This is a genomic window from Paenibacillus sp. FSL L8-0436 (assembly GCF_038593025.1).
In the GTDB taxonomy this organism is placed as follows: domain Bacteria; phylum Bacillota; class Bacilli; order Paenibacillales; family Paenibacillaceae; genus Paenibacillus_AQ.
The window spans coordinates 3118320-3135064 of sequence record NZ_CP151955.1; the positions used below are offsets into that span (position 1 = coordinate 3118320).

Annotated in this window: 15 protein-coding genes and 1 pseudogene; 13 read left to right on the top strand and 3 right to left on the bottom strand. The window is 48.8% G+C overall.

Going from position 1 to position 16745, the window contains the following annotated elements; all coding sequences use genetic code 11:
* Window positions 1-76 precede the first annotated feature (76 nt).
* Window positions 77-748, bottom strand: a complete 672-nt coding sequence (locus NSS79_RS14265; protein WP_341092535.1) for a hypothetical protein — start codon at window positions 746-748, stop codon at window positions 77-79.
* Window positions 749-924: 176 nt separating this feature from the next.
* On the opposite strand from NSS79_RS14265, the gene NSS79_RS14270 reads away from it, so the two are divergent.
* Together NSS79_RS14270 and NSS79_RS14275 are read left to right on the top strand one after the other, a co-directional pair.
* Window positions 925-1920, top strand: a complete 996-nt coding sequence (locus tag NSS79_RS14270; protein ID WP_342439825.1) for an aldo/keto reductase — start codon at window positions 925-927, stop codon at window positions 1918-1920.
* A 177-nt stretch (window positions 1921-2097) separates the two neighbouring features.
* On the top strand, window positions 2098-2259 hold the full coding sequence (locus NSS79_RS14275; protein WP_342439826.1) for a hypothetical protein: 162 nt from the start codon (window positions 2098-2100) through the stop codon (window positions 2257-2259).
* Between the two features lie 85 nt (window positions 2260-2344).
* On the opposite strand, the pseudogene NSS79_RS14280 reads toward NSS79_RS14275, so the two are convergent.
* Both NSS79_RS14280 and NSS79_RS14285 read right to left on the bottom strand, forming a co-directional pair.
* Window positions 2345-2818 (bottom strand): annotated as a pseudogene (locus NSS79_RS14280) (manganese catalase family protein).
* 184 nt (window positions 2819-3002) lie between these two features.
* Window positions 3003-3215: a hypothetical protein gene (locus NSS79_RS14285; RefSeq protein ID WP_342439827.1), complete on the bottom strand. Its 213-nt coding sequence runs from the start codon at window positions 3213-3215 to the stop codon at window positions 3003-3005.
* Window positions 3216-3456: 241 nt separating this feature from the next.
* Here NSS79_RS14285 and NSS79_RS14290 point away from each other — a divergent pair, with 241 nt between their 5' ends.
* From NSS79_RS14290 to NSS79_RS14340, 11 genes are all read left to right on the top strand, one after another.
* The gene (locus NSS79_RS14290) at window positions 3457-4818 is read left to right on the top strand and encodes an extracellular solute-binding protein (RefSeq protein ID WP_342439828.1); all 1362 of its coding nucleotides are present in this window, start codon (window positions 3457-3459) and stop codon (window positions 4816-4818) included.
* Between the two features lie 145 nt (window positions 4819-4963).
* Window positions 4964-5917 carry a sugar ABC transporter permease gene (locus NSS79_RS14295; protein WP_340898740.1) on the top strand — a complete coding sequence of 318 codons (954 nt, stop codon included), beginning with the start codon at window positions 4964-4966 and terminating at the stop codon, window positions 5915-5917.
* Window positions 5914-6777, top strand: a complete 864-nt coding sequence (locus NSS79_RS14300; protein WP_076111354.1) for a carbohydrate ABC transporter permease — start codon at window positions 5914-5916, stop codon at window positions 6775-6777. Before NSS79_RS14295 ends, NSS79_RS14300 begins: the two co-directional genes overlap by 4 nt.
* A gap of 85 nt (window positions 6778-6862) precedes the next feature.
* Window positions 6863-8587 (top strand): sensor histidine kinase, encoded by a 1725-nt coding sequence (locus NSS79_RS14305; protein ID WP_342439829.1) that lies wholly within the window; start codon window positions 6863-6865, stop codon window positions 8585-8587.
* Between the two features lie 38 nt (window positions 8588-8625).
* Window positions 8626-9972 carry an extracellular solute-binding protein gene (locus NSS79_RS14310; protein ID WP_340898735.1) on the top strand — a complete coding sequence of 449 codons (1347 nt, stop codon included), beginning with the start codon at window positions 8626-8628 and terminating at the stop codon, window positions 9970-9972.
* Between the two features lie 17 nt (window positions 9973-9989).
* Window positions 9990-11585: a response regulator gene (locus NSS79_RS14315; RefSeq protein ID WP_342439830.1), complete on the top strand. Its 1596-nt coding sequence runs from the start codon at window positions 9990-9992 to the stop codon at window positions 11583-11585.
* Window positions 11586-11699: 114 nt separating this feature from the next.
* Window positions 11700-11888 (top strand): hypothetical protein, encoded by a 189-nt coding sequence (locus tag NSS79_RS14320; RefSeq protein ID WP_342439831.1) that lies wholly within the window; start codon window positions 11700-11702, stop codon window positions 11886-11888.
* Window positions 11889-12026: 138 nt separating this feature from the next.
* Window positions 12027-13091, top strand: coding sequence for a fatty acid desaturase (locus NSS79_RS14325; protein ID WP_342439832.1), 1065 nt, complete (start codon window positions 12027-12029; stop codon window positions 13089-13091).
* A gap of 162 nt (window positions 13092-13253) precedes the next feature.
* Window positions 13254-14390, top strand: coding sequence for a sensor histidine kinase (locus NSS79_RS14330; protein ID WP_342440372.1), 1137 nt, complete (start codon window positions 13254-13256; stop codon window positions 14388-14390).
* Entirely contained in the window at window positions 14390-14992 is a 603-nt protein-coding gene (locus tag NSS79_RS14335) for a response regulator transcription factor (RefSeq protein ID WP_342439833.1), read from the top strand. The genes NSS79_RS14330 and NSS79_RS14335 overlap by 1 nt, the downstream gene beginning before the upstream one ends.
* A gap of 266 nt (window positions 14993-15258) precedes the next feature.
* Window positions 15259-16698, top strand: coding sequence for an SWIM zinc finger family protein (locus NSS79_RS14340; protein ID WP_342439834.1), 1440 nt, complete (start codon window positions 15259-15261; stop codon window positions 16696-16698).
* Window positions 16699-16745 lie beyond the last annotated feature (47 nt).

The window sequence follows — 16745 nt, forward strand, 5'->3', positions numbered from 1 at the left end:
TTGCGTTTTGTGTTAATGATTGCAGGAAGGAATAGGCGTATAATGGAGCCATCCCGGTTATTTATGTACCGCTGAGTCAGCGCAGCTTTGCGAAATAACTGCGCAGCGCCCAGCCCCGTTCCTGCCGCTTCTTGTACTTTGGCAGTGAGCGGTAAATGGCTGTGGATTCGGCAAAAGCGCGTTTGGCGTCTTCATTTCTGCCCAGTGCCTTGTACATAGAGCCGGCCAAATAGTAGGCTTCACTGGAAGAGGACTGAATTTCCTGGAATTGTCCTACATAATAAAGAGCTTTGTCGTGGTCGATATTGCGGAAAGTCTCGGCGAGACGGAGATAAGGCTGCCCATATTGCGCTCTGCGGTTGATTTCCAGTCCTTGAAGCATTTGCGCTTCCCCCTCGGGAAGCTGTCCCAGCTTGAGATTCACATAACCAAGCTCCACCCAATATTCGGCAGATTGCTCGTACCGGTCAGCGATCTGCACAAGCAGCTCTTTGGATTCGCTGAAACGCTTGCGTTCAGTCATCAGCCGGGCCAGATCGAATTTGGCGGAGACATCATTCGGATTCAGCGAGATGGTTGTCCGCAGCTTGGAAATTTGCCGGCTCCGGCGGAACGGCTTCGTGATGCTTGGAAAGATTCCGACATATCGGCGGTCGAGGAAATACAGAATGACCAGCAGGATGATTAGGGCAAGAAAAGGATTGCCGACCAGATTTAACAGCATGAAAAAACCGAAGAATTTTAACATGAATTCCCTCCATTAATGATTGTGTTTCCATTCCGCAACACGGTTAGTTTGTAGTATGACGTTGCAGAGCAGGGTAATTATACCATATTTGCTAGCGGATCTGAGCTCTATTTTGAAGTGGTTTTGATTCTGGAGAGATTTTTATTATCCTGGTTCTGAAAGAAGGATGAAACTTGGTGACAGAGACAACAGCAGTAACTTTACGCCCCTTAGGCCAATCATCGTTATCCGTTTCACCGCTCGGGCTGGGCTGCTGGCAGTTCAGCCGGGGAAGCGGAATCGTAGGAAGATACTGGAGTAATCTTAAGGATGAAGATATTCTGGATATCGTGCGTGTCAGTCTGGAAGGCGGTATGAACTGGGTCGATACCGCAGAGATCTACGGCGGCGGTAAATCAGAAGAGGCGCTTGCCCATGCGCTGGATCAATTGCAGCAGGAGGGCAGTCTCCATGCCCAGCCGCTGATCGCCACCAAATGGTGGCCGATGCTCCGCACAGCGAAATCTATTACCTCTACAATTGATGAACGGCTCACCTGTCTGGGCGGGCGAAGCATCGATCTGTACCAGATTCACCAACCGTTTTCCCTGTCCTCAATAGCCAGTGAAATGAAAGCGATGGCCGGTCTGGTCAAGGATGGCAAAATCCGTTATGCAGGGGTCAGCAACTATTCGGCCCAACAGATGGTGGAGGCGCACAGGATATTGCAGCAGTATGGTCTGACTCTGGTCTCGAACCAGGTGAAATATAATCTGCTGCACCGGAAGATTGACGTGAATGGAACAATGGAAGCGGCGAAGGAGCTGGGCATCTCCATCATTGCATACTCTCCGCTGCAGCAGGGGATTCTGACCGGACGTTTCCATAAGGATCCTTCACAGATCCGTGCAGTTTCGAGGATGCGGCGGATGCAATCCGGACTGGATGAGAAGAGCCTGGCCCGCAGCAAGCCTCTGATTGATCTATTATCTGTTTTGGCCGAGAAATACGGAGTGACACCGGGCCAGATTGCCCTGAACTGGCTCATACATGTTCACGGGGATACAGTGGTCGCCATTCCGGGCGCTTCCAAGGTCCGGCATGCGGAAGAGAACATCGGGGCCATGAGTTTCCAGCTTGTTAGAGATGAGCTGGAGCAGCTGAATGAAGCTTCATGGGCAGCCTTGAAATAAACATTCGATACCAAGAAGATTATAGCCTCCTGCCGGATTATCGGTGCGGAGGTTGTTTTTTTTTCCTGAAAGTGCAAAAAAAATGTTTAGGGATGGAAATGATGGGTTAAATAAGTGATAAGAAAATGCGCAACCACGCAAATTTAGGTGCAGATTACGGAAGGAGGTTGAACCTTAATGAATATGACAGTACATAATCTTATGGCTTTCAATCATCAGTATTTTAGACCTCAACCCGTGGTCGAAGCCAAATCTTCTAACTCCGATGACAAGACTCGCAGCTTTCAGGATATCCTGAATGAGAAGCTGAAGACATCAACGAATGAGCTGAAGAGATAATTAGGAAGTTTATGACACAGTGATGACAATGATAGAAGCCGGACAAAGATCCCTCTGAGGGGGTCTTTGTCCGGCTTCTTTGAATTTAGCGGATATTGGCCGCCTGCTGCAGGCGTGCTGCAATGGCGAGGAAATCCTCCTCTGAAAAGCCCGGAGCAAATTCTTCCGGCACTTCCGGAGCTTCGGCAATCGGAAATCCTTTAGGGGAGTCTTCAATGACCTCTAATGGCTGGCCGTCTTCAGGGTGCGGCCGATTGGAATGAGCTTGCCGACATTTACACCGGTAGCCATTTCCAGCACTTTGGCGTAGACCACCACATGCACTCCGCCGCGTACCAGCAAATACCCGACCACCTCACGTGCAGCCGGATGGTCTGTCATTTCATAAACCTTCATCTTTTTTGCTGCGGAAATTGAAAGACTGGAACAGGTAATTGTTCAATGTGGACATTTCCCCGTATTTCCCGCCAAGCAGTTCCTGAACAGCAGCGGCAGCATTGGGATCGGGGCGTGCGACCTCAGGAATCTCAATAGCAATCTCGTCAAATCTTGTGAACATGGGAGCACCTCACTATGGATTCTTGTTGGCTGACCAGCCATTCCTTGCTCTATAGCGTCTCCCTGCCTGTCAATCTATACTCAGTGCTATAGTTAATTTCCGTGCGTAATGTTGGTTGCTCCAAAGCTGACGCCGGGTGCGGTGTCTACGAGATACAGTCCTCTCCATTCTCAAACTATTTGAGCTAGGGTCTGATCTCAAAAAATTCGCAGCTCCGCCGGGAATAGTAGGTTAAATCGCTGACCCGCGACTGGATGACAACATCCGAATCTGTAAATCGGACAACTGTCGCTCCGGAATTCACCAGATGATCGTCCTGAAAGACGCGCACAGGCAGCTTGCGGTCAACGGCATCCTGTAAATCACTGTCTGTCAGTAAAGGCCGGTTGATAGGCATGAAAGGTACTCTCCTTTGATGGGTGAATAATTGCTTGAAATAAAACCAGTATACCTGTGCAGAGGATAGAAATCCAATGGTTCCAAACGGGAGGCGGCTGTGGAAATGGGTGTATTAGAACCTGAATTTACCATATCGTAAATATTTCCACCTCAAATCGGAAGTTTGCCTCCTCAAAAAAAGATTTCTCCTACTGTACACTAAGACTTGTAAGAGAAACCTTTGAGAGGGGTACAGAGGAATGAAAAAAGCAAAGAATCTGGCGTTGACGCTTGCTTCAATCATGCTCGTTGGTTCACTGGCAGCATGCGGAGGTAACAACAACGCTGAAAACAACACTGCGAAAAATAATGCAGGTAACAACGTTAAAAGTACAGATGCACCGGCAACGGAAGGAGATAAAACGGAGCCGGCTGAGAAGGTTGAGCTATCATTCTGGACACTTGGCAGTGTTAACTATGAAGAGCTGGCGAAAGAATATACCAAGGAACATCCGAACGTTACAATCAAAATTCAGAACACCGGTGACCAGACTGCCCATCACAACAATCTGACAACTGCGTTGTCGGCGAATTCGGGAGCGCCTGATATTTTTCAACTTGAAATCGGTTTCATGGAACGTTTCCTGGGTGCTCAGGATAAATTCTACAACCTGAATGATCTGGGAGCAAAAGATATTCAAGCCAATTATCTCGACTGGAAATGGAAGCAAGCCTCCTCTGTTGACGGCAGCTTCCAGCTCGGACTTCCAACGGATATCGGTCCTACGGTTGTCTACTACCGCACGGATTTGGCTGAAGCAGCGGGATTGCCAAGCGATCCGGAAGGGTTCAGTGCTGCTATTGACTCATGGGATAAGCTCGCTACTGTGGCGAAAGCCTACAAGGACAAAACCGGTAAATACTTTTCTGACTTAACAGATCTGACGTATAACGCGCTCCGCGACCAATCTCCTGATGAAATCTACTTCAGCAAAACTGACGGCAAATTTATCGGAGATACCAATCCGCAAGTGAAAAAAGCTTACGATTTCACCGTTAAAGGCATTCAGGAAGGTTGGATCAGCAATATGCTGCTGTGGTCTCCTGAGTGGGGTCAAGGCATGACCGACGGATCGTTCGCAGTAGTTATGGGTCCTGCATGGATGGCCGGCTATATTAAGACCAACGCTCCTGATTCTGCCGGTAAATGGAAAATTGCTCAGCTGCCCGAAGGTGCCGGAAACTGGGGCGGTTCGTTCATCACCCTTCCTAAGGAAGGCAAACATCCGAAGGAAGCTTATGATTTCATTCAATGGCTCGTCAACAAGGATAATCAGCTTGAATCGTTCAAAGCTAAGGGTCTGATGCCTTCCATTCCTGCACTGTATGAAGATCCGGCATTCGTAGATTTCAAAGATGACTTCTTCGGCGGCCAACAAATCGCAGTTGAATTTGGTAAGGCGGCTAACCGTGTTAAACCGGTGTACTACGGACCGCTGCATGACCAAACCGATACCTTCTTCAAGAACGCGCTGAAGAACGTAATTGAGAAAAAAGCCGATCCTGCCAAAGAGTGGGATGAAGCAGTTAAACAAGCGAAAACACTGGAGGAACGCAGTTAAACATTTCAATTAGGAAATGATACCTGTAATGCCGGATTCATGGAGAGCCGCACCCTCTGTGAGTCCGGTTTTAGTGAAATAGGAAGACGTAATCATCGATCAAGACTCCTATCGGAGTTTTTGCTATATTCCCTGGAGGTGTGACATGGCTGAACCCGTAATTACGAGTCCACATGCCGAGAGCAAACGCCCTTTTTTAACTGAACAAAGACGGAGCCGCATCACTGCCTATACATTTATTTCTCCGTTCTTTATTCTGTTCTCGATATTTGGACTGTACCCGATCTTCTTTACATTTTATTTATCTTTCTTTAAGTGGGACGCGCTCAATCCGATGAAATTCGTCGGGATGAAGAACTACGATCTGGTCACAAGCGATCCGACCTTTTGGATTTCCTTCACCAATACGCTGATTATGGGCCTGATGGGCACGTTGCCGCAGGTGTTTCTGGCGCTGCTGCTCGCAGTGCTGCTGCATTCAGGAATGACGCGGTTTAAGAAAACCTTCCGTATTCTGTATTTCATGCCCAATATTACGTCGATTGTGGCTGTTACGCTAGTATTCAGCACCTTGTTCGGCAACAACGGGATGATCAACTGGATGCTGAACGGGCTTGGACTGGACAGCATGGCATTCAACTCCGGCTGGTGGGGCGTAAAGATTGCCATCTCCACCATGGTTATGTGGCGCTGGACGGGCTATAACGCGATCATCTTCCTGTCGGGCCTGCAGAGCATACCGATGGATCTGTACGAGTCCGCGCGGATTGACGGTGCGAACAGAAGACAGCAGCTGTTTTCCATCACGCTGCCGCTCCTCAAGCCATTCATTATTTTCGTATCCCTCCAATCTACGATTGGTGCGCTGCAGCTCTTCACAGAGCCATATGTATTCTTGGGCCAATCCGGGACCGGATCAACCCGCCAGGAAGGGATTACAATGGTTACTTATTTATACAGCGAAGCATTCCGCAACGGATTCTTCGGTACGGCGGCGGCTACGGCGGTTATGCTGTTCCTCGTCACTATTCTATTCTCCATCCTTAATATGCTGATTACCAGAGGCACAGGCGGAGAGTCTAGGAGGAGAAAAGCGTGAGCACATTGCGAATATTCAGAAAAAAACCGGATGACCTCGGTTTCTTCGGCAAGTTGGGGTTTTATTTCCTGCTCATTCTAGGAGCATTAATCTCTGTCTTTCCGTTCTATTGGATGTTTGTTGTAGGAACCAATGACAAGGGCGCCGTGTTCCATAAGCCACCTTTGTTAACCATCGGTGACCAGTTCTTCGACAACTTCAGCAGAGTGCTGGAACGGTCGGATATCTTCCTGGCACTCGGGAACTCGCTGTTCGTCTCGTCCATGGTCACGATTTCGGTTGTGTTCTTCTGTACCCTGGCGGGCTATGCATTTGCCAAATATGAGTTTCCGCTAAAGAATATGCTATTTGTGTTCGTCATCGCTACGCTGATCGTTCCCCAGCAGCTGGGTGTAATTCCGACTTATGTTATTATGTCCAAACTGCACTGGATCGACAGCTTCAAGGCGCTTATTGTGCCTGCGATGGTCAATGCCTTCGGGATCTTCTGGATGCGCCAGTATATCTCCTCGGCGGTGCCTACCGAACTGATCGAAGCAGGACGGATTGATGGAGGCGGACATTTCCGGATCTTCTGGAAGATTGCTGTTCCTGTTATTACTCCGGCAATGGCTACGCTTGGCATACTTAATTTTATGACGGTATGGAATGACTTCTTCTGGCCGCTCGTCGTCCTGAAGAATAAAGAGCATTTTACCATTCAGATCGCTCTGCAGCAGCTGTTCAGTGCACGTGATGGTCTTGACTACGGGATGATTATGTCAGCAACCTTTACGGCCACACTTCCGCTGCTCGTCGTCTTCCTGTTCTTCAGCCGTTGGGTAATTGCCGGTCTGACCTCAGGCGCAATCAAAAGCTAAACTGGTTTTTAATGTTAAACAAGGAAATAGGGAGTACCGTGAAGAATAATAATGGGCAGAGACAGCAGGAGGAAGGGAAAGGCATATGAAGCTCCGCCGCAAAATCTTGTTCGCTATTATTCTTCTCGTGTTCATTCCCGTGATCGTGATGGGAATTGTTACGTATGCGAATTTTTCCAGTGCCATGGAGAAGAAATCAAGCAATTTTTACTGGATCTCACTTCTGGAGACAGACCGCAAGCTTAAGTTTGCACTTAGCGAAATCTCATACATTACAAATTCGGCTATTATTTCGCCAAAAATTCAGGAAACGCTCAAACAGCCGGATTTTGTACTGACCTACGACATTAAGCAGGATATTAACAACCTGCTGATCAATCATCCGATGATCACTTCTTTCAGTCTTTACGGCAAGGATCGCCTGATCTATCAGTACAATGCCCCTATGCCCTTCAATGAGATGCGCCATCAGAACTGGTACCGCGCGATGGAGGAAGCGGAGGGCCGGCCGGTATGGTCGGGACCCGGAGAGAATGGCTCGGAAGCTACCGGCAATCCGGTACTGGTGCAGTCCAGAATTATCAAGGATTCTTATTCCCTGGAGGATATCGGTTATCTGGTCGTTTACGTTAAACCGGATTTGCTTGACCAAATTTTCTGGGAAGCTGCAACACTGAAGAAAGGGGATATTCTGCTGGTCAACAAGCAGGGGAATATCGTCTTTAACAAATCCGGTGAGCATATCGGGCAGCAAACCCATTTTCCTTTTCTGCAGGAGGGTTACGCCCAGGCTCAGGATTATTACATTGACAATTATCAAGGAGAGAAATCACTGATTACTTTCCTTCCTTCTCATAATTTGGACTGGAATTTGGTGGCCATCACTCCCATGAATCTGATATCCTCGGAATCGGACTCTATTCGCAATCTTGCCATCATTCTATCCACAGTATCGCTGCTGTCCGCCTTTTTGTTTGACCGCTATTTCATCCGAAGGCTTGTGCGCAGCATTAACAGCGCGGTCAACGGTATGAAGCGGGTCAAGCAAGGAATCTTTACTCCGATTACGACACCTTTGCGCTCAGATGATGAAAGCGATCTCTTGATTGACGGCTTTAACCGGATGAGCTCGCAGATCAGCGAACTCATTGAGCAGGTGCAAACGGAGCAGGGCCGCAAAAAGGAAGCGGAAATGCAGGCATTGATGGCGCAGATTAACCCGCATTTTATTTATAATTCACTGGAATCCATCAACTCTATGGCGGTGCTGGCGGGGAACAGGGATATCAGCAAAATGGTCGTTTCTCTCGGCAGGCTGCTGCGGATCAGCATCAGCCAGAATCAGGAGCTGATTCCGCTGCAAATGGAGTTTGAGCATGTCCGCCACTATCTGGATATTCAGAAATTCCGTTTTGAAGACAAATTCTCTTACGCCATTGACTTGCCCGATACCCTCAGAAATGTGATGACCCAGAAGCTGATTGTTCAGCCGATAGTGGAAAACGCGTTATATCATGCCATTGAGCAGATGGAAGAGCATGGGGTGATCACCATCGGTGCACAAGAGACAGGTAAAGATATTATTATCATCGTCAAGGATAATGGTCCGGGCTTCGATCTGGCCACACTGATGAGCCTATGGAATACAGAGCACAGCAATCCGAAAAAGTACAGCGACAGCGGCGTAGGCCTGAAGAATGTGCATGAGCGCCTGAACATCCGTTTCGGCAATCCTTATGGTATCCTCGTTTGTTCGTCCCCTGGACTCGGTTCGACAATCTGTATCCGTATTCCCAAAATCCAGCCATGAAAATAAGCGAAAACGGGATGAAAGAGGGGCGAGGAGCTGTGAAATGGGTGATGAAATGGGGCTGGATACTGCTCTATATCCTGCTTATGGCCGGAGCGGTATTATTTATAAATTTTGGCAACAGGGAGCCGATTGAAGATAACTCTCCGGAGAAGATTACACTGACCTTCCGCCATTTCTGGATAAAGGAGCATGATAAGCCGCTGCTTGCAATATATGAAGAGGTCGTTCAGGAATATCAGAAGGAACATCCCAATGTCAAAGTGAATTTCGAGGGACTCGACCAGACGATTCACCGTGAGCAGAAGCTGAAAAACGAGATGGTCACGGGTACACCGCCGGATATGTTCGTGCTGTTCGGCGGTGCGGAGATTGAGCCGTATGTCCGCTCCAACCGGTTGATGGATCTGACTGATTTTGTGCAGGAGAACGGGCTGAAGAACCAATTCAGTGATCTGCATCTATGGACCTTCAACCAGCATATCTACGGATTGCCGATTGAGGGAAATGCCGAGCCGCTGTATTTCAACAAAACGCTGTTCAGCAAGCTGGGCATCAAAATTCCCGGGACGGTTGCTGAACTGGATGTTGCGATTAAGACGCTAAAGAAAGCAGGGTACATCCCGTTTGCTCTCGGCAATGAAGACCGCTGGCCTGCCGGGATATTCGCCCATTATTTAATGGACCGGTATGCCGGACCGGAGCTGATTCAGAAGCTGGTTACCGGGGAGGATGGGAGTACCTTTGAGAATAATTTGTATTCCCAGGCTTTTCAGCATCTGGAGCAGTGGATTGAGGAGGATGCATTCAGCGCCAAATCCAATGATTTATCGACGGAGAATGCGGTGCGTTTATTTACAAGCGGTAAGGCTGCGATGTATTTGAACGGTAACTGGGATATTAATCTGTTCTCGGGAGACACGGCTCCGGCAGATTTTCAGAATCAGGTAGGAGTGATTCCTTTTCCCGCCCTGAACCAAGGGACAGAACCGTCCATCGCGGGAGGTTATACGATAGGAATCGGTCTCTCCTCCAGCCTGAGCGGAAGTAAGCGGGAAGCGGCGCTGGAGCTGATGAAAGCATTCTATACAAAAGAGATTCAGACACAGATTGTGTATGAGGGATTAAGAATACCTTCGATGCGGATCACCATTGATCCGGATAAGACAGGACCGGTATTTGCTCAGGTAATGGCTATGATGGAGGATAATCACCAGAGCTTTGTTCCGTACGACAACCTGCTGTCTCCAGAAGTGAAGAAGACCTTCCTCAGTGTCATCGAGGAGATGATCGGCGGAGGGATGCAGGCTGACGAGGCGCTCGCGCAGCTGCAATCCGCTTCGGAGCAATACTGGAATCTAATACAAAGTTCTACAGTTCAATAAACCTGGGGGTGCCGGAAATGACTGCACGGCAAGAGAAATACAAAGTGCTGCTAGTGGATGATGAGCCGATTATTCTGCGAAGCTTGAAGGTGGCGATTCCCTGGGATGAGCTGGGACTTGAGATTGCGGGAGAGGCCAGAAATGGTGAAGTGGCGCTGCGGCTGATTGAAGAGAAAGCGCCGCAGATCATCATCAGTGATATACGCATGCCTGTCATCGATGGTATCGCCCTAATGAAAGAGGTGCTGCCCCACAGCTCCAAGCTGATCTTTATTTTTATCAGCGGCTATGGGGAGTTCGAATATGCGCGTGATGCACTGCGGCTCGGGGCATTTGATTATTTGCTGAAGCCGATTGACCATGATGAATTAACGGAGATGCTGACCCGGGCGAAGGTGAAACTGGATAAACAGAAGGAGAACGAGCAGTTGATGCTCTCTGTACAAATGCTGTCGACGCTCGCAAGGGAGCGGATGTTTACGGAGTTCACGCTCGGTAATTCGCGGCCTTTGCAGCATTTAAAGTGGCTGGAGAACAGCGAGCTGGAGGGCGAATATTTCATGGCTGTCGTCAGGCTTGACGACTATGCGGCCCTTGCTGCAAGATGGAGCGCGGAGGAGAAGCATCTCTGGCTGTTCGCAATCCGCAATATCCTTGAAGAGTGGTCAATGGACAATGGCGCGCTTTCTGTGTTCCCGTTCTACAATGGAGAATGGGTGCTGCTCTTTCCGGGAAGACTCGGGGAAGGAAAAAGAGAGCTAGGCGAGAAGTTGGTTGCTGATATTAAAAGGTACTCCAAGCTGGCCTGCTCGATAGGGATTAGCCGCAGCACGCAGGGGATCGATCAATTGAGCACCGTATATCCGCTTGCAGCCAAGGCGCTGTTCCAGCGCTTCTATTCCGGCCAAGCAGGTGTATTTATTGAAGAGGAGACCCCGGATACAGGCGGCAGGGATGTGAAGTATCCGAAGGAGCTTGAGGTTTCGCTGATCGAAAGCATCCGCACGCTGAACATGGAACGGATGCTGGTGCTGTTCGATGAAATGGCCATCTTTATTGAGGCCCAGGCGTTGTCCAAGGAGCTGGCCGAACGGATCATCATCGAGATGGTTGTGGTGCTGTACAGGCAATTTGAGAACCTGAACATGCAGCCGGACTGGTCGCTGGAGGGGTTGCTTGGCAAGCTGCACGGCCTGGGAACCCTGACGGCAATGATTAACGTGCTGAAGCAGGAATTCCGTGAGTGGATGCTGGAGAGCAACAAAGTGATGGCCCGTGAAGACGGACGCAGCGTTGTTGAGAAAGCCAAACGTTATATTGAAGACAATTATCATAAAGATCTCAGTATTGAAGAGCTGTCGGAGGTAGCCGGCTTGAGCATCAGCCATTTCTGCACTTTATTTAAGCAAATATCCGGTTACACCTTTCTTGAATTCGTTACCAACTGCCGGATGGAAAAGGCCAAATATATTTTGCAGAACAGCAATGTGAAGGTCTACCAGGTAGCTCCGCTCGTTGGTTATCAGGACCCCCGTTATTTTACGCAGGTGTTCAAGAAAGCGACCGGCAAGACGCCGACAGAGTACCGCGAGGAATACACGAAGCAGGCATAGCAGCCTGGGGGTAATTTCCGGAACACTTGATAAAGCGCAGCAACGATTTGAATTCTATTTGATGAAGTGCACAGATTTCTCTGTGCGCTTTTTTTGCTGGCAGCTGGGCTGCTCATGAGTGCCGCAGGGACCATCGCTATGGGATCGGCGCATAATGTGCTGCTCGCGATTTTGCTTCAAGCGTTGACTGGCTTCTTTTATCCTTGTGTTCATATCGGCATCAATACACTGATTCTGCAAAATACGGAGACTGCCTATATGGGCCGGGTAGGCGGAATTATGGGACCGATGGTAGAAAGTTAGCTTAATTTGAGGAAAGTATGACATTTGTCATACTCCCTCCTTGATATTTATGACTTACGGGTATGACACTTCCTTCTCTATAATGAAGTTAGATGAATGTGACCGGAACCGGACACATCCGAGGAGGAAACAAACACGATGACTACGAAACAGACATCCCAGCTTTCCAGTTTGAAAAAAAGTGTGGCTCCCTATGAGAAAACAGACCGCAAAGCAAGCGTAAGGCAGCTTATTAATACACTTGGACCGCTTGTCCTGTTATGGGCGGCTGCATATTTCAGCCTGTCCGTCTCCTACTGGCTTACCCTCCTGTTTGCGATTCCGGCAGCGGGGTTTGTGATCCGGACCTTTATTATTTTTCATGACTGCTGCCACGGTTCGTTCTTCAAAAGCCGTAAAGCCAACGATATCATAGGCACGATCACGGGAGTATTAACCTTGGTGCCTTATCGCCAGTGGAAACACAGTCATTCCATCCATCACGCCGGAAGCAGCAATCTTGAGAAAAGAGGCATCGGCGATATCTGGATTATGACAGTTGAAGAATATGAGGCTGCCAAGCCTTTGAAACGTTTATATTACCGGATTTACCGCAACCCGCTGGTTATGTTTGTAGCTGGACCTATCGTCGTTTTCCTGATCCAATACCGTTTTAATGCCAAAGGGGCAAGACGCAAGGAGCGGATGAATACTTATCTGACTAACATTTTGATCGCAGCGCTTTATAGTGGTTTGATTTTGGCCATCGGCTGGCAGGCATTTCTGCTGGTACAGCTGCCGATCGTATTTGTCTCAGGTTTCCTCGGCATCTGGTTATTTTATGTACAGCATCAGTTCGAGGATTCGTATTTTGAGCATGAGGACGAATGGAGTTATGTAAGTGCCGCCGTAGAAGGCAGCTCTTACTACAAACTGCCGAGACTTTTACAGTGGATCACCGGGAATATCGGGTTTCACCATGTCCATCATTTAAGTCCGAAGGTGCCGAATTATAATCTGGAGCTGGCCCATAATGCCACTCCGCCGCTGCAAAAAGCGACAACGATCACGATTGGCAGCAGCTTGAAGGCCCTTCATTTCCGCCTGTGGGATGAAGAGAATAGAAGATTTGTAGGCTTTAAGGAGATCAAAGCAAGACTGCGGCAGCCGAAGCCGGCAGTGGAAGCGTTAAAGGTACGCAAACCCGGACTTCAAGGCGAATAGAACCAACTTTATCTTAAAAATGACACTATAACAGGAGAGGAAGCCAGAACCGCTGAACGCTGACCGGTGCTGAGCTTTCTCTTTTTTGTTGCGGGTTGCCGGTTGCTGCAAGGTTTATGCTAAAATGGAGGTACAATATTGCTGGCAAAAAGGATGGCTAACATGCAGAAGTGGCACCATATATTCCATAAAAGTACAGGTCTGAGCCCTTATGTATGGGTCATTTTTTACATTCTTCCCTTCTATTTTATCTTCCGTTCGTCCTCGATGGACCGGTGGGTATACGGAATTCTCATGATTATTGTATTTTTTGCCTGTTATGTCCTAGCCTTCAAATCAACGGGCTGGGTGGTCTACTTCTGGACAAGTGTGCAGATTATTGTTTCTATAACGATGACCTTGCTGTTCGGGTATATGTATTTTGCGTTATTCCTGGCTTTTTTTATCGGGAACATCCAGAAGCGGGTCGGATTCTTTACGCTGTATTCAATTCACCTGCTGACCACGATTATCGCCATCAACTATGAACTGATTACACGCAATCCGGTATTCCTCTCCCAGCTCCCTTTTGTGCTCGTGAGTATGATTGCGGTGGTCCTGTTGCCTGCTACAACGTATAACCGCAACAATCAGGATAAGCTGGAGGTCCAACTGGAGGATGCCAATAAACGGATCTCTGAACTCGTCATCATGGAGGAACGCCAGCGGATCTCCCGTGATCTGCATGATACACTGGGACAAAAGCTGTCGCTCATCGGACTCAAGAGTGATCTGGCCGGCAAGCTGATCAACAAAAATCCGGCGCAGGCCATCGTCGAAATTAACGATGTCCGCCAGACAGCGCGAACAGCGCTCAAAGAAGTCCGTGAGATGATTACACAGATGAGGGGCATCCGGCTTGAAGACGAGCTGGTGCGGATCAGGCAGCTCCTGCAGGCTGCGGAAATTGAATTCGTGCTGGAAGGCAGTCCCAAGCTGAAGAATACTTCGCTAATTACGGAAAATGTGCTGAGCATGTGTATTAAGGAAGCGGTGACGAATGTGGTAAAGCACAGCGGTGCCACGGTCTGCAAAATTATCATTGAACCCTCGCGCGTAGATTTGGTTGTTAAGATACAGGATAACGGCAAGGGAATTGAGGGGACTTCTTTATTTTATAAGGGCCATGGAATGCAGGGAATTCAAGAGAGGCTTGAATTTGTAAACGGTTTGTTGGACATTGTGAAGGACGGAGGGACAACGATTGTCATTAAAGTGCCCACAGTCATCCAGCAGACGGAACGGGAGGCGAATCACTGATGATCAACATTGTAATTGCTGAAGATCAGCGCATGCTGCTTGGCGCCCTGGCTTCATTGCTCGACCTGGAAGAGGATATGAAAGTGGTGGGCCGGGCAGCTAATGGTGAAGAGGCTGTAAAGCTGGTCCAGCAGCTCAAACCGGATATCTGCATCATGGATATCGAAATGCCGGCAATGACCGGACTTGAGGCGGCGGAGGCGCTGAAGCAATCCGGCTGCAAAATCATGATTCTGACCACCTTTGCCCGGGCCGGATATTTCGAGCGTGCCGTTAAATCTGGCGTAAATGCCTATTTGCTGAAAGACAGCCCCAGTGAAGAGCTGGCTCTCTCAATCCGAAGCGTTATGGCTGGCAAACGGTTGTATGCACCGGAGCTTATGGATGAAGCTTACAGCAACGAGGCCAATCCGCTGACCCAACGGGAGAAGGAAGTGCTGGGGCTGATTGCCGACGGCAAAAATACGAAAGAAATCGCGAGCCAGCTGTACATTACGACCGGTACGGTCCGCAATTATATTTCGGTTATTCTCGACAAGCTCGATGTGGGCAACCGGATTGAAGCGATTACTAGGTTCAAGGAGAAAGGCTGGTTTAAATGAGGAGCACTGGGGGACTTTCGGAGTCACCCTATTTTTTTGCTCATTTTCCGGGATTTCATCTGCAGAGGTGGGACGATTTTACTATTTTTGCCACGGATGAGGGATTGCCATTGGAACAGCAAACCATTTTTGTTAAGATAAATGCAAACATGTGATCTTATCCGTGTTAATTGGTTACGTGTTAATTGGTTAATAGAAGATATATCCAATTGTTTGCTTGATATCTTTCGATTTATTATGCTATCTCATTTGGGGAGGAAACTGATTTGCCTGAACTGACATCATCGTATGTAGATTCGCTCGCACCCAACGCCGCTGCCATGAAGAATGGTCAGGGGCTGGTGAAGAAGAAAAGCTTCGTGCAGTTGAACCGTTCGGAGAACGGGGAATTGCTGTTCGGGCAGTGCTCGGGAAGCGGAAAAACGCCTTATGAGTGCTCTGCGGACTTCATTGTGCCGGATAAGCCAGTGTTCCGCTGCACCTGCCCCAGCCGGCAGTTCCCCTGCAAGCATGCGCTGGGCCTGCTGTATGCCTATGCTGAGGGTCAGCCTTTCACAATAGCTGATGTACCCGGGGACATCTCCGCCAAACGCGAGAAGGCCGAGAAACGTGAAGAGACCAAGGTGAAGCAAGCTGTCGAAGGCGGGGAAGCTAAGCCTAAGAAAGTTAATAAATCTGCGCTGAAGAAAAAGATCAACGCTCAGCTTGAAGGGCTTGATCTGCTGGAGAAGCTGGTCCTGTCGCTTATCCGCAGCGGATTGTCGACCATTGACAGCAAAACGCTAAAGACGATTAAAGAACATGTGAAGCAGCTTGGCAATTATTATTTGTCAGGAGCACAGATTGAACTGCGCCGGTTCGCGCTGCTGCTGGATGAAGGCCGTGACCGTGAAGAGAGTTATACATATGCGATGGAGCAGTTGACACGGCTTCATGCTTTTATTAAGAAAGGGCGGGCTTATCTGACCGCAAGGAGTGAGGATCCCGAGCTTGCCCTGGATCATGAATCCACTATTGATGAATGGCTGGGACATGCCTGGCAGTTGTCTGAACTGAAGGAATATGGGCTGGTGAAGGAAGAGGTCGAGCTTCTGCAATTAGCCTTCTACAGCTACGATGATCTTGCCCGTCAGGAATATGTCGACCTTGGCTACTGGCTGGAAACGAACAGTGGAGAGATTCACCGGACGGTATATTATCGCCCTTACAAGGCAGCCAAACTGATGCGGGAAGAAGACAGCTTCTTTGAAGTAGGCCGGATTCCCTTGCTCTACAAATACCCCGGAGAGATGAATGCCCGGGTCCGATATGAAGAAATAACAGCGAGACCTGTTACTGAGGCTGATTTGAAGGAGGTTTACAGCAAGGCTCACCGCTCTTACGCGGAGGTGCTCAAGCAAGTAAAGAATCAGCTCAAGAATCCGCTGAGTGATAAATCGCCTGTGCTGCTTCTGCATGCAGCAAGTCTTGGGGTAACCGAAAGCGGCCAGTATGTTATCACAGATGAGTCCGGCAGCAGACTGGTGCTGGAGGATATCCCTTCGCTGCCTCAGGGGACGGTGGATTTACTGCCATTTCTGCCAGCTTCCTTTCAGACGGACTGTGCCATACTTGTGATGTTCGAGCATCATTTGGATTCAGGACGGCTGACTGCCCAACCGCTGACGATAATCAAGGACAAGGCGGTAACCCGGCTCTTGTACTGACCAATCATTGAGATCATAAACTTGATTTATATACCTATAGGGGGACA

Coding starts and splice junctions, on each gene's coding strand:
- NSS79_RS14295 (WP_340898740.1), top strand. CDS start 4,964: ATGGCTGAACCCGTAATTACGAGTCCACATGCCGAGAGCAAACGCCCT.
- NSS79_RS14325 (WP_342439832.1), top strand. CDS start 12,027: ATGACTACGAAACAGACATCCCAGCTTTCCAGTTTGAAAAAAAGTGTG.
- NSS79_RS14275 (WP_342439826.1), top strand. CDS start 2,098: ATGAATATGACAGTACATAATCTTATGGCTTTCAATCATCAGTATTTT.
- NSS79_RS14285 (WP_342439827.1), bottom strand. CDS start 3,215: ATGCCTATCAACCGGCCTTTACTGACAGACAGTGATTTACAGGATGCC.
- NSS79_RS14330 (WP_342440372.1), top strand. CDS start 13,254: ATGCAGAAGTGGCACCATATATTCCATAAAAGTACAGGTCTGAGCCCT.
- NSS79_RS14315 (WP_342439830.1), top strand. CDS start 9,990: ATGACTGCACGGCAAGAGAAATACAAAGTGCTGCTAGTGGATGATGAG.
- NSS79_RS14265 (WP_341092535.1), bottom strand. CDS start 748: ATGTTAAAATTCTTCGGTTTTTTCATGCTGTTAAATCTGGTCGGCAAT.
- NSS79_RS14305 (WP_342439829.1), top strand. CDS start 6,863: ATGAAGCTCCGCCGCAAAATCTTGTTCGCTATTATTCTTCTCGTGTTC.
- NSS79_RS14320 (WP_342439831.1), top strand. CDS start 11,700: ATGAGTGCCGCAGGGACCATCGCTATGGGATCGGCGCATAATGTGCTG.
- NSS79_RS14290 (WP_342439828.1), top strand. CDS start 3,457: ATGAAAAAAGCAAAGAATCTGGCGTTGACGCTTGCTTCAATCATGCTC.
- NSS79_RS14335 (WP_342439833.1), top strand. CDS start 14,390: ATGATCAACATTGTAATTGCTGAAGATCAGCGCATGCTGCTTGGCGCC.